General features: G+C 48.7%; 11 protein-coding genes. All 11 read right to left on the minus strand.

What is annotated here, in order from left to right:
* Nucleotides 1–41: 41 nt before the first annotated feature.
* Entirely contained in the window at nt 42–1,304 is a 1,263-nt protein-coding gene (locus PMPD1_RS14400; protein WP_173634699.1) for a beta-galactosidase, read from the minus strand.
* Between the two features lie 52 nt (nt 1,305–1,356).
* Nucleotides 1,357–2,751 carry an undecaprenyl-phosphate glucose phosphotransferase gene (wcaJ, locus tag PMPD1_RS14405; protein ID WP_173634700.1) on the minus strand — a complete coding sequence of 465 codons (1,395 nt, stop codon included), beginning with the start codon at nt 2,749–2,751 and terminating at the stop codon, nt 1,357–1,359.
* Nucleotides 2,752–2,819: 68 nt separating this feature from the next.
* Nucleotides 2,820–4,193 (minus strand): phosphomannomutase CpsG, encoded by a 1,374-nt coding sequence (gene cpsG / locus PMPD1_RS14410; protein ID WP_173634701.1) that lies wholly within the window; start codon nt 4,191–4,193, stop codon nt 2,820–2,822.
* A gap of 48 nt (nt 4,194–4,241) precedes the next feature.
* Nucleotides 4,242–5,708: a mannose-1-phosphate guanylyltransferase/mannose-6-phosphate isomerase gene (locus tag PMPD1_RS14415; protein WP_173634702.1), complete on the minus strand. Its 1,467-nt coding sequence runs from the start codon at nt 5,706–5,708 to the stop codon at nt 4,242–4,244.
* On the minus strand, nt 5,701–6,876 hold the full coding sequence (locus PMPD1_RS14420) for a glycosyltransferase family 4 protein (RefSeq protein WP_173634703.1): 1,176 nt from the start codon (nt 6,874–6,876) through the stop codon (nt 5,701–5,703). The genes PMPD1_RS14415 and PMPD1_RS14420 overlap by 8 nt, the downstream gene beginning before the upstream one ends.
* Nucleotide 6,877: 1 nt before the next feature.
* Complete coding sequence (locus PMPD1_RS14425; protein WP_173634704.1) at nt 6,878–8,053, minus strand: glycosyltransferase; 1,176 nt, start codon at nt 8,051–8,053, stop codon at nt 6,878–6,880.
* A 14-nt stretch (nt 8,054–8,067) separates the two neighbouring features.
* Nucleotides 8,068–8,925 carry a glycosyltransferase gene (locus PMPD1_RS14430; RefSeq protein ID WP_173634705.1) on the minus strand — a complete coding sequence of 286 codons (858 nt, stop codon included), beginning with the start codon at nt 8,923–8,925 and terminating at the stop codon, nt 8,068–8,070.
* 114 nt (nt 8,926–9,039) lie between these two features.
* Complete coding sequence (locus PMPD1_RS14435; protein WP_354292638.1) at nt 9,040–10,329, minus strand: O-antigen ligase family protein; 1,290 nt, start codon at nt 10,327–10,329, stop codon at nt 9,040–9,042.
* 116 nt (nt 10,330–10,445) lie between these two features.
* Nucleotides 10,446–12,626, minus strand: coding sequence for a polysaccharide biosynthesis tyrosine autokinase (locus PMPD1_RS14440; protein WP_173634706.1), 2,181 nt, complete (start codon nt 12,624–12,626; stop codon nt 10,446–10,448).
* A gap of 13 nt (nt 12,627–12,639) precedes the next feature.
* Nucleotides 12,640–13,071 carry an arsenate reductase/protein-tyrosine-phosphatase family protein gene (locus PMPD1_RS14445; protein WP_173634707.1) on the minus strand — a complete coding sequence of 144 codons (432 nt, stop codon included), beginning with the start codon at nt 13,069–13,071 and terminating at the stop codon, nt 12,640–12,642.
* A 5-nt stretch (nt 13,072–13,076) separates the two neighbouring features.
* A complete protein-coding gene (locus PMPD1_RS14450; protein ID WP_173634708.1) occupies nt 13,077–14,207 on the minus strand; it encodes a polysaccharide export protein in 1,131 nt (376 codons plus the stop codon).
* Nucleotides 14,208–14,991 lie beyond the last annotated feature (784 nt).

Consider the following 14,991-nt stretch of genomic DNA (forward strand, 5'->3'; position numbering starts at 1 on the left):
GAATCCAGACTACATGGACGCCTCGCCGCTCAGACACCGGGTCAGCTCAATACGATATAGAACAGACTACGTTCACACTGCTGACAGCCTTTAACCAACAATTTGCTATCCACACTGATCTGCGCGGCGCCGTCCTTCATGCTGACCGGAACCTGCTGATGAGAACCATCGGCAAACCAGAGCGTGGCGGTCGGATTAGGTTTTAGAGTTTTCAGCGCGTAGTGATACGTCGACTGTTTTTGCGCTGGCTTGTAGGTGGAGGTGATCACCTGACGCTTATCGCCGACATTAATCGCAAAGTTTTTGGTGTAAGCATCACCATTACTCGGCGGAGCAGTCGTCAATGAGGCCAGTTTCAACGGCCCATCGCCATAGAAACTGTTCAATTGTTTCAGTTGCTTACCGTTATCGGTCAACGCAACGCTAGCGGCGGTGGAAGAGATGGTCATGGAGCGATAAGGTTTTTTATTCCCCTGCCAGGCCGGGAACCAAAACGCCTTATACTTCATCGGATCATCCCACTGATGGCTCAACGCGAAGTCCAAAATAAAGGAGTAGGCTAACGCGACCGATTCAGGTTTATTGGTATAACCCAACTCAGTCTGCCAAATACCCTGCACTTTGTTGTTCTCTACGTAACGCTTATACAACCATTGATAGGGATGAACGCTGCCGTAATGAAAATCCAACACGTCGGTGTAGTCGATCGCATTGTGATACTCGATGGTTTTGGCAAATTCATTCAAACTGTTAGAAGCTGGCCAGCCGCCGAATACCACCTTGCCATGGTGTTGACGAATGATTTTCGCCGCCGGCAGATAGATTTTATCGATAAAATCCTGATCTGAGCCGAGCCAGTAAGAGGCTTTGCGCGTCGGTTCGTTCCAAATCTGGAAATATTTCAGGTTATACGGCGCGGCGCTGTAACGCGCCACTGCCGCCTGTACAAAGTTCACCCACGCCTGATAATCCTTCGGCGCTGACCCGGCAGTGCGCGGCGTGGCACGGTTCCACGCCGGGGTATAAGCCAGCAATGGCAGGACTTCCACGCCCTGTGCATGCGCCTGTTGAACTTTCTTATCAATCGGCGCCCAATTATAGGTACCTTTCACCTTCTCCACTTGCGCCCAGCTAAAATTCTCCCTGACCCAGCTAATCCCCAACTCTTTTGCCGTATCTTTACCCGGCGGGAGATAATTAGTTCCAAATAGATCTTTAAAATAAACATCCTGCGCGGCGGCATGGAATGAAGCAAAAAGTAGTACAGCTAAAGCGCAACTTTTTCGGACAGGCATAAACTGCATTGCCATCTCCTCTTAACGTTGGATATGAGAAAGGCGGACAAACACACCCGGATCAGTAAGCCGTTTTGCTGACGAACCCTTTGAACAACGTGAAAAAAACGATGCGCAAATCGAGCCAAATACTCCAGCAGCGGATATATTCCAGATCGTATTCGATGCGTTTTTCCATTTTATCGAGGGTATCGGTTTCTCCACGCCAGCCGTTAACCTGAGCCCAACCGGTAATGCCCGGTTTCACTTTATGGCGCAGCATGTAACCCCGAATTAGATTGCGGTATTGCTCATTATGCGCCACCGCATGAGGACGCGGCCCGACGATGGACATATCGCCAAACAGCACATTGAAGAACTGTGGCAATTCATCGAGCGAAGTACGACGCAGGAAGCCGCCGATTGGCGTCAGGCGCGAGTCGCCACGCGTTGCCTGCACCACCTTGTCGCCATTTTCCATCACGTTCATTGAGCGGAATTTCCACACCTTGATCGGCTTACCGTCCATGCCATACCGTACCTGGCGGAAAATAACCGGCCCTGGCGAGGTCATTTTCACCATACAGGCGATGGTAATCAGCACTGGCGCGATAAAGATCAGAATCATCGTCGATAAGATAATATCTTCCAGGCGCTTGAGAACCATATTCATGCCGTCCAACGGCGTATCGATCAGTGACACCATCGGCACGCCATTCACTTCTTCACTGCGCGACTGCAAGATGTTGAAGGTGAAAATATCCGGAATCAGCATCACGGCGCAGGTGGTATCGGTGAGGAGATCGACCAACTCATGGATTTTCTGCTCTTCACTCATCGACATGGCCAGATAGACCCGGTCAATACGGCCTGAGCGTGCATCTTCCAACATGCTGGTAAAATCACCGCCATACGGAATATCCGTATCATCATAATCCGGCGCATCACCATAGATACCGGCGACTTTGAAGCCTAACCACGGTTGGTCGATAAACGAACGCGCCAACGCTAAGCCTTGCGGCATATTACCGGCAATCGCGACATAACGAATGTTATAACCGCGTTTGCGGAACATACCGGCAATAAAGCGAATGGTGATGCGGGCGGCGACTAAGCCGACCGAAACCAGTAAATACCACGACAGGTAGAAACGAAACGGTAATTCAACCGCCCGGAACAGCGAAATAGTACCGACCGTTAAAAGTAAGCTAAGCGACCAGTTTTGCAGAATTAAAAATAACTCTCTGGAAAGCTTTACGCCGCGCCAAGAACGGTAAAAATCAGTAATTCCGCCCACCATTTGGAAAACAACCAATGCCCCAAGGATTAACAAGGCATGGATATAAATGAATTTTTGATTATGCAGCAGACAAATGAGATAGATGCCGACAACCATGATTAAAATATCGGAAAAACGCTGTGTAATCGATATTAATGATGCGTTGGTCGGAGACCTACCCCGGCTTAGTACTGACATAGAATCACCTGTATTCGATAATTAAGCCTGAGGAAAGCGGCATTGCCCGTATCGAGCAATGCTCAACGTCACGATCTCAATAATTCGAGTATCTCTTTCGTTTTTTCCTGCACTTTAGTTTTGTCTTCTTTGGCTTCAACGTTCAGGCGTACCACAGGTTCCGTATTTGAACTTCGCAAATTGAATCGCCAGGTATCAAACTCCATACTAATGCCATCCGTTTCATCAACGGTTAGCGCCTGTGCGCGATACCGTTGCCAAACGCGTTCAATCGCCGCTTTAGGATCCTGAATGGTGCTATTAATCTCTCCGGACGCCGGGAAAGCCGCGACGCGATCCGCCACCAGTTGCCCCAACGTTTTTCCTTTGCCAGAAACCAATTCAGCGACCAGTAACCAGGGAATCATCCCACTGTCACAGTAGGCGAAGTCACGGAAATAGTGATGCGCACTCATTTCGCCGCCATACACGGCGTCTTCGCTACGCATCCTTTCTTTAATAAACGCATGACCGGTTTTTGACATCACCGGGATACCGCCCTCACGCGTAACAATATCAATCGTGTTCCAGCTTAAACGCGGATCATGAATGATTTTGCTGCCGGCATTTTTCTGTAAAAAGGCTGCCGCCAGCAAACCGACGATATAGTAGCCCTCGATAAATTGGCCGTGCTCGTCAAACAGGAAACAACGATCAAAGTCGCCATCAAAGGCAATCCCCATATCCGCGCCATGCTCAATCACCGCCTGCGCAGTATCGGCACGACACTCCGGCAGGAGTGGATTGGGAATCCCATTCGGGAAATTTCCGTCCGGCTGGTGATGCACTTTAATCAAAGTCAGTGGAACGCCTAACTGAGCAAAACGCTGCTCCAGCGCATCGATCACATGTCCTGCGGCGCCGTTTCCGGAGTTAATCACCAGACGAAGCGGCTTGATGGCCGAGGGAGTGATGTAGCCGAGTAAGTGATCGACATAATTATTCAGCACCGAATGGTGACGATAGGTACCGCGTTTTTCAGCAACAACTGGCGCGAAATTATTGGCTTCAGCCAGTTGCTGGATGGCTTTCAACCCGGTATCGCCGCTGATCGGACGCGCACCTTCGCGTACCAGTTTCATGCCGTTGTAATCCATTGGGTTGTGGCTAGCCGTCACTTCAATACCGCCATCGGTTTCCAAAAAGAAAGTGGCGAAATAGATCTCTTCAGTGCCGCTCAACCCAATGTCGATAACATCGGTACCCGCATCCTGCAAACCGTTGGCTAACGCTAACTTCAGCTCTTCGCTGGTCAAGCGTACATCGCCCCCTACTACCACCGTTTTGGGCTGTAAATACTCGCCGTATGCACGCCCGATGCGATAAGCAATATCGGTATTCAGTTCCTCACCAAGCCGACCGCGAATGTCATAAGCTTTAAAACACGTTAATTTATTGTTCATGTTGTGCACTGCCTTTAATGTGAACCTTAAACGCCCTGGTGCCGGGTATCAGATACGTCCATATTTATCTTCAAAACGAATAATATCGTCCTCCTCCAGGTAAGCCCCTGAGCGCACCTCAATTAAATGAAGCGGAATTTTCCCAGGGTTTTCCAGCGAGTGTTTTTCACCCAGAGGAATATAAAGCGACTGATTTTCAGTCAGTAAAATAGTTTCTTCACCACGGGTAACTTTTGCGGTTCCCGCTACCACAATCCAGTGTTCCGCGCGGTGGTTATGCATTTGCAAAGAGAGACGTTCGCCCGGTTTTACCGTAATCCGTTTAACCTGGTAGCGATGCCCTTCATCAATCGAGTCATATTTCCCCCACGGGCGGTAGACTTCGCGGTGAATATAGTGCTCTTTGCGTCCATCGCGTTTAATTTGCTCAACCACTTTCTTAATGTCCTGAACGCGGTCTTTACGGGCAACCAGCGTGGCATCCTTGGTTTGCACCACCACCAAGTCATCTACGCCAACCAGTGACACCAAGCCTTGTTCCGCAAAAACATAACTGTTGTTGGAGTCATGGCTGATCACGTCGCCGTGCAACACATTCCCTTGCGCAGTTTTTTCGCTGATATCCCACAAGGATGACCATGAACCGACATCGCTCCAGTTGGCATCCAGCGGGACCACGGCCGCGTGGCGCGTTTTTTCCATCACCGCATAGTCAACGGACTCATCCGGGCAGCGAGAAAAAATCGCCTCGTTGACACGAATAAAATCTAAATCCGGGTCAATTTTCTCTACCGCCTCACGGCACGCGTGATAAATATCCGGGCGGAAGGTTTGCAGTTCAGCTAAATAACGGCTGGCCTTAAACAAAAACATGCCGCTATTCCAGTAATACTCACCACTATTCAGATATTTCTCAGCGGTTTCACGATCGGGTTTTTCTACAAACCCATCGACTTTCCAACTGATTTCCCTAACATCAGAATTAGTCTGAGAATATCCCTCATCCTCAATTGCTGCAGCCCGTTTAATATAGCCGTAGCCGGTTTCGGGATACGAGGGAACAATTCCGAAAGTTACCAAATAATCCTTTTCCGCCAACGGGATTGCTTGTTTAATCGCCGTCTGGAAAGCGGAAATGTCTTTAATTACATGGTCTGCCGCTAACACCAGTAACAGCGGATCGTCATCGCTGCCCTGTGCTTCTTGCTTCTGCTTCGCCACTAATGCCGCCAGCGCGATGGCGGGCGCAGTGTTACGTCCGACCGGTTCGAGAATGATGTTATTGCTGAGGCTGTTAATCTGGTTGAGCTGCTCAGCTACCACAAAGCGATGCGCTTCGTTAGAAATGACGACCGGAGCATCACAGGCAAGTCCGTTAAGGCGCTCAATGGTTTCCTGTAGCATGGTGGATTCGCCATTTAGCGCGAGAAACTGCTTCGGATACAGCACGCGCGACAGCGGCCACAAGCGGCTACCATTGCCGCCCGCCATAATAACCGGATGAAGTTTAGACATTTTTCGTCACCTCAGTCGAAGGTAGCAGACCACGCTCGGCCTGGAATTTATCCCAGCGCGTCATCACATATTCGTGTAGCTCTTGATGGAAGCGTTGCGTGGAGAATTTCTCCGCGTTTTCGCGGCACTGCGCCGGCGTAATCTCCCCTTCCAGCGCTTCGAAACGTGCAACTGCATCACAGATAGACTCGGTGGTTTGTTCCGCGAACAGCACCCCGGTAGCGCCAGGTTGGCCGACCGGTTTCACGGTTTCCAGCGCGCCGCCCTTACCAAAAGCAATCACTGGCGTGCCACACGCCTGCGCTTCAACCGGCACAATGCCGAAATCCTCTTCTGCGGCGAAGACAAACGCTTTCGCGCGCGCCATGTTCTCTTTCAATACGGCAAATTTCTGGTAGCCAAGCAGCGTAATATTCTCTTTTGCTACCGCTTTAATTTTTTCAAACTGTGGCCCTTCGCCAATCACCACCAGTTTTTTGTCCGGCATCTTGCCAAATGCTTCCACAATCAGGTCGATTTTCTTATAGGGCACCATGCGCGAGGCAGTAAAATAAAAGTCATCTTTATTTTCTTCCAGCGCAAAATCTTCTACCGCCACGTTAGGATAAATAACGTCCGCATGACGGCCATACACTTTCTTAATACGGCGTGAAATGTATTTTGAGTTAGCGATAAAATAATCTACGCCATTCGCAGTACGGTAATCCCATAACCGGACGCGATGCAGCATCCAACGGGCGATCATGCTTTTTAAGCCTTTGTCGAGATTGGCTTCTTTCAGATATTGATGTTGCAAATCCCACGCATAACGCACCGGTGAATGGCAATAACAAATATGAAGCTGATCGGGGCCGGTAATCACCCCTTTCGCAACCGCGTGGCTACTGCTAATGACAATGTCATAGGCCGACACGTCCAACTGTTCAATTGCATAGGTCATTAACGATAAATAGTTTCTGTATTTCGTTTTGGCCTTCGGCAGGCGTTGGACAAACGTCGTGGTGACTTTTTTATGATGAATAATGTCGCGCTGCTCTTCAGGTAAGAAATCGACTACGCTAAATAAATCTGCATCAGGAAAAACGTTGATTATTTCTGAGAGAACTTTCTCTCCGCCACCAGAGACGACTAACCAATCATGAATAATGGCAACTTTGGGTAATTGCACGTTAACTCTCCTGTGGATTGTTCCCGATAAGGCGCTGATAAATAGTTTTAAGGCGCGCCTGATACGTTTCAAAAGAAAAAAGGGTGGTATCACGCAGCGTGTTTAGCTGGCGGTGACTAAATGCCTGGTCGATTTTTTCGCCAAGATCATTGTGCTGATAATCAAATTCAACCGGATAATGGGTCAGTTCCGCCATCTCCTTCAAACCGCCATAATTCGGCACCAGCACCGGCAAACCGGCGCTTGCTGCTTCAACGATTGAGATAGGCGCATTTTCATACCACACCGAAGGTAGAACAAAAACATCGTAGCGATAGAGATGGGTAATCACCTCTTCGCGTGGGCGGAAGCCATGAAAAATCAGCTTCAGGCCGCTTCTTAGCGCCATGGTTTTTAATTGCTGTTCACTCTCGCCCTGACCGTAAATATTGAAATTAATCGTCTGCTGTGTGTCTTTATTCAACTTCTCAACAAATTCAACCAACCCTTTCTCGCTAGACAAACGGCCAATAAACACCAGTTCAATGGCTCGTTCAGCCGGCCCGGTCTGCTGATTAACCGTCGCGGCGGCCGGTAACAGCTCAACCGGATTACGGACGATTTCAATCGGCTGACGCACTCCCCATGCCTTAAATACGCTTTTCAGGAATTCGCCGGGGGAAATAATCACATCAAAGGTGTTGGTCAATTTTAACAGTCGATAATTAAGGAAATGTTGCGAACACTTCAATAAAGAATGAATTATCGAGCGATGGTCGAAGCGCTTTAAATAGCTAAGATTCTTGCGTACTGGATCGAAATTATTGCGCACGCTACCGGTAAAGTATTGAAAGCCGCTATTAGGGCAAATCAAATGGTAATCATGTGCGGTAAACACCACTTTAAACGCTCGTTTCTTTTTCGCACGACGTAACGCATGTAGTACCGAAGGCGTGAGATAATGGTAGTAATTATGCAGATGAACAATATCGGGCGAAAATTCAGCAATAGCGTTCGCCGTTTGCAGGGCGTATTTTCTTGAATATAAATAGGATAGCGGATTGGTTTTCCCATCGGAATACAGTGCTCTGGTCTCATACCCCAGTGCTTCACTGGCTTTTATGGTATCACGAAATACCGACTCCGCGCCGCCGCCTTCATAGGCATCATTAATATGCAGGACTTTTATTTTTTTCATCTTTTTCTCGCGTATTACGCACGGAACAGTAATGCACGCAGGAATGGCATTTTTTTCCTTACCTTATATTTAACAAACATCGGTAATACCGGCTTAGAAAAGTGCTGGAAAAGATCGCTCAAGCTAACATCCTGCTCACGGTTTATCCGGTCCTGCAGGAAAAGGCTGTCCAAATGGCCTTTTTGCAGCAAATGCGCATACTTCTCGGTAAACATTTGGTACCCCTTCACCGCCTTAGGAGAGTTGGTGATACGGTTTTCTTCATGGTCGATATTCAGTTGGTAGGTGTACTCTTCCAGACGGAAACCCGGGCCGCACTTGAGCGCCATATTCACCCACGCATCATAATCCTGCCAGGCAGGCATACGCTCATCGAATCCGCCCGCTTTCACAAAATCTGCGGTGCGAGTGAAGATTTGGTTGCCAACGATATTACGGTAGAAAAGCTTATCTACCGTGACCTCTTCTTCGCTAATTTTCTGGCGAAACATATGCTTGCTATTTTTAACTACCTGCCCGGCGCACAACCATGGATATTTTTCCCGCATTGGAGAACGGATAAAGGTTTCGACGCGCTGAGGTAAAAACTCATCATCATCATCTAAGCCGGTAATAAACTCGCCCTCGGCGCGATGAATCATTTTATTCCGCGCAACGCAGGCGCCCTGAGGGACTTCATTACGAATAAAGACGAAGTCATCAAACTTATTCTTATATTCCTCGACCACTTCATCATAACTTTGCGAAGAACCATCGTCACAAACCAGTACTTGCAAATGTTTCCAGCTCTGGCGCGTTAAGGAGGATAATGCTCGTCCCAGCATCCCCGGGCGGTTATGAGTTGGAATGTAAATACTTACAGTCTGATTCATCGACATTAATCCTTAATTAAAAATCGAACGGCAGGGGCATTCCCCTGATTCGACGTTAAGAGAAAAGAGAGAAAAAGGTGACGCAGCGCCCGCACGGGTGGCGGGCGGCGTTAATTAGGGCGTGTGCCCTTGTTCAGGAGTAACCGCTGGCTCTGGCGTCGGCGTACCATGGACCGCAGGAATCGAGTGGGCGCTGGCTTTTTCCCGACGCTTGCCAAAATATTTTACGTATCCAATCCCGAAAAGCGTGAAAAAAGGAATCATCTGCGCTGGCGTAGTAATACGATGTTCCGTCGCGGATGAGAATACGCAAGTCCAGAATGACATCTGGAGCGCCAGCGAAAGTCCTGGATCGTATTGGTGCATTTGCCTGATTTTATTTAATATCTGCCCAAAGAGCAGTACAAAGAGCGTGTAGCCTACTAAACCCAGCTCGGCCAAAATCGTAAAGGTCGAGTTGTGCGCATGTGAGTCGGTATGGCGAATAAACTGGTGATCTTTGATGGTAAAAATATGCGGAATTACCGTGGTGTAGCGATACCAGAGATCGTCAAAGCTACCGAACCCCATGCCTAACAACGGCGAATGGATGAAGTTATCAAACGCACGCGGCCATAAGTAGTACAGGCGGTCAATAAAGGTTCCCGCACGGTCAAAATCAACGTCCTGGTTAATGGTGAAGTTTGCACCAACCGACATGATCTTGCCCATTGAGACCCACGTTGGATAAGTATCCAATACAATCAGGAACTGTATCGCCAGAAAGATGATAAACACCGTTCCGGGGCGTTTAAAGCGTAGCGTCAAGCCGTAGCCAATGGCGGCGATAATCGCCAACACGCTACCACGCGAATCGGTTTCATACAGGCACACCACAAACGCCAGACTATACAACAGATAGAGCGGGCGCCGTTTGACCACCCACAACCCCATGCAGGCTGCGGCGACCACCGAATAGAAGCCCCCGGCGGCGTTATGTGAAATAAACAGGAAGCGATAAACGCCCTCTTCATCCAATGGCATGCCGAAAAACGCCACGATGGATGCGACAAAGAAGAAGGCAAAAATAACGTAAAACGCGCGGTCGACATTAATATTGACCGCCAGTGGCAGAAAGATGAAAACAAACAAAACCAGGTAGCTGATAATAAAATTACCGTCACGCCGGTAAAAATCAAAATCTAGAAACGCCGAGCGGTTATACAGCGTTGAAGAGATAATGACGTAGGCAAACAGCAGAATAATATACAGTTCAATCTTTTCAAACCGCAGAAAATCCCGGCGATAGAACAGCCCGATAAGCGCCATCGGCAACAACACAATCATTATGACGCTGATCGGCACCAGGTTGGTTACTGTGCAGACTAACGAAAATAGAATAAGAAACTTAAATATATGCCTCACGCTGTTTTCCTTGCCGTTTTTGCAATTTAGCGTTCCCGAACCGCTAAAGCGATCCGGGAACCCCCGGCCATTTTTATACAGAGGTCAATCGCGCCATTCGGCGTTCTCTGTGAAAACTATTTTTTGGCATTACCATATTGATACTGATAGTAACCATAACCGCCATTACCGTACTGGCTAGCCGCACGCGGAACCACCACGTTGAGGATAACGCCTTTAATATCCACACCGTTCTGCTCAAAGCGGCGGATACTGACTTCCACTTCTTTGGCGGTGGTTTCTTCAAAGCGCGCCACCAGCAGCGACGTGCCACAGCTACGACCACAAATTGCCGCATCGGTAACCGCCAGAATCGGCGGCGTATCCACCAGCACAATGTCATAGTGCTGGTTCGCCCACTCCAACAGATCGCTGAAGCGTTTGTTCATCAGTAACTCTGACGGGTTCGGCGGAATTTGACCGCGGCTAATGACTGACAGGTTTTCCATCTTTTTCACCGGATGAATCGCCTCATTGATTGGCAGGCTCCCGGATAGAATTTGTGACAACCCTTTGTTCCCGTCGGACGAATCTAACAGCGTATGCATATAGCCTTTACGCATATCCGCATCGATCAACAGCACACGCTGCCCGGCTTGCGCCAGAATTGCGGCGAGGTTGGCGCTAATAAACGATTTACCGATTGATGGGCTAACACCGCTAATCATCAGAATATTGTTTTTCGCTTCCATCATCGCAAAATGCAGACTGGTGCGCAGACTTCGTATCGCCTCCAACGCCATATCGGTTGGATTACCCAACGCCAGCAGATTTTCAGAGCGATTTTTCCCACCGCCATTGGCGGCCAAGACCCGATCTTTTTCCTGCTGCCATTTTGATAACGGCACGCTGGCATAAACGTTAATCCCCAGAGACTCAATCTGCTCAGGCGATTCAATCCCTTTATGCATCGCTTTACGCGCCAGTACGAAGGCGGACGCCAGCATTGCGCCAAAAATAGCCGCCAACAGGGTAATGATGATTTTTTTCGGTTTAACCGGCGCCAAACGCGTCATCGCCGGATCAATAATGCGCACATTACCGACGGTACTCGCTTCGGCGATTTTCAGCTCTTGCTGACGGTTAAGCATCTGCATGTAAACCTGTTGCCCAACTTCAACATCACGCGTTAAACGCAGAATCTGCTGCTGAGTTTCAGGAAGCTGCGAAACTTTCTTGTTCAGCTCATCCTTTTCATTTTCCAGCACGCGACGTTTTTCCATCAACGCTTTATAGGCCGGATGCTGTTTGGTGTAGAGCTTAGAAATATCGGACTCTTTAAAGGTTAACTCATTGAGTTGCCCTTCCAACTGAACCAGCGTGTCGAGCGTTGATTTCGCTTCCAGTGACATATCCACTGAGTCATTGGCGCGGCGATAAGCATTCAGCTTATCTTCATCGGCATCCAACTTGCTGCGCACGCTTGGCAATTGCTCAGCCAAGAAGCTCAGGCTTTTCTGCGCTTCTTCAGTTTTGCGATTAACGTTTTGCAACTGGTAATTATCGACGATGCTATTAAGCACATCGGCGGCCTTTTGCGCATTGGTATCGTCATAGCTGAGGTTGATAACGCCGGTATCTTTACCCGCATCGGCAACCTGCAACACACCATAGATGTTGTTATAAACCGAAAGCAGCGGGTGTTTCACCAACGTGAATTCACGCCCTTCTTTTGATTTCAGCTCAGAGATAAGCAGGCTGTAGCCCTTGCCCGTTGCCCGACTGCCGACCGTTCCTTTCAGAACCTCGCCCTGCTCATTGCTCAGCGTATAACTCTTCGCGCCGGTTACCGTCAGGGTAAATGGCATATCAATGCTACTTTTCGGCATTGAGAAATCACTAATGGTCACCACATCGTCGTCATTGCCGGTCAATGCGGCAAACCCGTGACCAAATACCGGGAAGTAATTGCGCTGTACATCATATTCCAGATGCAGATCGTCAATCGCTTTACCTAGCACCATACGTGATTCAATCAGCGCTATCTCCGTCGCGGAGGCGGGCTCTGAATCAGGCAGCATGCTGCTGATAGTTGAGATCAGCGAGGTGCCCGCTGCTTTTTCAACTTGCACCACCGCATCGGCGCGATAAACCGGCGTGGCGAAGAGCGAATAGACGATGGCGATAATGATAAAGAACAGCGTAATGGCCAGAATCAGCCATTTGGCGTCAACCAGGCTTCCCCATACGCGCCCCAAATCAATCTCGTCACGATTTTCGCTGACGCCTGGCAGCGATAATTTATTTTTATCTATCATTGCGGTCCCTGATTTATGAGTTGAGTGCCTGAGCCCACTTTTGTGCGGATTGATCGAGTAGCTGGTAAACAGACTGATAAAACTCTTCGCTCTTTCTGTACGGGTCGGGGATTTCCTTTGAAATCCAGTGTCCGAAAAGCATTATTTTTCCTCTTACAGCTGAAGATACCTGACAAACGGCATCAATATGTTGGCGCTCCATCACCAGGATGAGGTCACTCTCGCGGCAGTGCTCCGGCGCCAGTTGGCGCGCGATATGTCCGGAGAGTGACAACTGGTGTTGTTGTGCGACCTCACTGGCCATGCGGTCGGCGGCGTGCCCTACCAGCGCGCCAACCCCAGCCGAGACGATATGTTTGTCAGGTGCATACTGTCGCAGTAGTCTTTCTGCGGTAGGCGACCGGCAAATATTGCCAACGCACACAACCAATATGGAATTAAACATATCTGTTACCAGTTATGAACATCACGAGTTGTATCAATGCCATAACGCACGCTATTGATGGTTGGCAGTAACTGGCTAATCACACGGTTCCAGCGCGCCAACGGCGTTGCGGTGACATACACAATGTCATACGGCTGAAGCTGGAACTCGGTGCCCATCACCATTGCCGTCGCATCGGAGGTATCCAACTGATAAATGTTGGCAATTTTGCCGCCTTGCTGGCGGTTCGGACGGATAACAAACACCCCGGTGGCATTCGAAACGCTCTGGTTCAACCCTTCCGAGTTACCCAGCGCTTCCGTCAACGTCATGCCGCTGCGATCCATTTTCAACGTCTGCTGTTTATTCACTTCACCCATCACGAAGACTTTCAAATCATCATTACGTGGGACGTAGAGAATATCGCCCGGATAGAGCAAATGGTTCTGCATCAAATCGCCGTTCTGCATCAGCGCTTGCAGCGAAATCCGCTGCTCACGACCGTTATGCGTCAGGATGACATTACGCCAGTCAGCGTTGGCGCTCAGACCGCCAGCACTGTTCACCGCATCCAGCACCGTTAGCGGAATATTGGTGATGGCCTGTTTGCCTGAGGTGCCGACTTCGCCGGTTACGTAGACTTTCTGCGAGCGGAAGCCCGCTACGTTAACATCGACCTGCGGGCTTTCAATATAGGTTGCCAGGCGACGCTGAATCTCTTCACGTACCTGCTGGATGGTTTTACCCGCTACCGTGACCTTGCCAATATAAGGATAGAAAATGGTGCCATCCGAATGAACCCAGTTCCCCGTATCGCTTGCGCTGCGGTACTGCCCGGCAGGCGTGGTCAATTCGGGGTGGTCCCACACGGTGACGCTCAGAACATCGCCGATACCGATACGATATTCGTAACTGGCCAATTCCTTATCTAACTCAGGATTGGGTCGGGCAACCGCTGGCGCTGTGCGTAGCTGCTCAATTAGACCAGGCGTCATTGGGAAGACATTAACCATTTTATCAATGTCATAATCAGCATCTTGCTGTTTGATAACATCCTTACCACTGGTTGAAATGTTCTGCCCTGGGACGATAGTACAGCCACTGATAAGTGTTATCGACACGAGGAGAGGTGCCAATTTACGTTTTGATTTCATCATTGAATTATCATCGCTATTGCTGAATTTATTATCTAATGCGGTTCAAGGCCGCAAAACTGCCCGTGAACCTGATTACGGACAATCTCCATCCCAAAGCCACGCTATTGCCGGTCCGTCATGAGATTTTTGCCTCTTGAGTAGTGCGTGAATTTGTCCCGACCGAGCCGTTTTTCAACCGGGGTGCCAAGGTTTAGCGTTTCGCTCTCGCACGCTAGAAGTGTAGTAAGTCCCCGCAAAGAGGCAAAGTGTAACTACAAGAAGTTACAGCTTTTTCTTGTTTGACCCGCAAATCACTGGCGAGCTTTTTTTAATGTTATTACCGACAATTCGCGACGAATTAATTGGTAATAATCTTAAAAATAATCAAACCGGGGAAAATAGTGTTGACGAATAGATTTTACTCATTCACTTAATTTTAAGCACGCTACCGCCCCTGGCTCTCAGCTACCAACGCTGTTTAAAATTGGACAGTGCTATTTGAGGGATAACCATTGAGTGCGCTTTATTAATCTTTCGATTCGCGAAAAGCTCACAATTGACCCTGATGCTTGACCGCTCGCTAAACATAAGCTGCTTTTTCACGAAGCGATCACAAAACTTACGGATAGATTTTTATACTATTGCTTGGTTGTGACAAGGGTAAGACCATCAATCCAGCTTACTTTCAGAATAAGACTAAGAAAATCAAAATTAAAACTAGAAAATTCAGGTGGTTATACAATTAAACAGAACCAGTTGTTTCCAGATAATTCCGTCTTGATAATAAATAAAACTCTGTTCCTGA

This window comes from Paramixta manurensis, from assembly GCF_013285385.1.
Lineage (GTDB): Bacteria > Pseudomonadota > Gammaproteobacteria > Enterobacterales > Enterobacteriaceae > Paramixta > Paramixta manurensis.

What these genes read in the sequence shown, in the direction of transcription:
- PMPD1_RS14440 (WP_173634706.1), bottom strand. Translation starts at nt 12,626, where the DNA reads ATGATAGATAAAAATAAATTATCGCTGCCAGGCGTCAGCGAAAATCGT.
- PMPD1_RS14400 (WP_173634699.1), bottom strand. Translation starts at nt 1,304, where the DNA reads ATGCAGTTTATGCCTGTCCGAAAAAGTTGCGCTTTAGCTGTACTACTT.
- wcaJ (WP_173634700.1), bottom strand. Translation starts at nt 2,751, where the DNA reads ATGTCAGTACTAAGCCGGGGTAGGTCTCCGACCAACGCATCATTAATA.
- PMPD1_RS14415 (WP_173634702.1), bottom strand. Translation starts at nt 5,708, where the DNA reads ATGTCTAAACTTCATCCGGTTATTATGGCGGGCGGCAATGGTAGCCGC.
- PMPD1_RS14450 (WP_173634708.1), bottom strand. Translation starts at nt 14,207, where the DNA reads ATGATGAAATCAAAACGTAAATTGGCACCTCTCCTCGTGTCGATAACA.
- cpsG (WP_173634701.1), bottom strand. Translation starts at nt 4,193, where the DNA reads ATGAACAATAAATTAACGTGTTTTAAAGCTTATGACATTCGCGGTCGG.
- PMPD1_RS14430 (WP_173634705.1), bottom strand. Translation starts at nt 8,925, where the DNA reads ATGAATCAGACTGTAAGTATTTACATTCCAACTCATAACCGCCCGGGG.
- PMPD1_RS14445 (WP_173634707.1), bottom strand. Translation starts at nt 13,071, where the DNA reads ATGTTTAATTCCATATTGGTTGTGTGCGTTGGCAATATTTGCCGGTCG.
- PMPD1_RS14425 (WP_173634704.1), bottom strand. Translation starts at nt 8,053, where the DNA reads ATGAAAAAAATAAAAGTCCTGCATATTAATGATGCCTATGAAGGCGGC.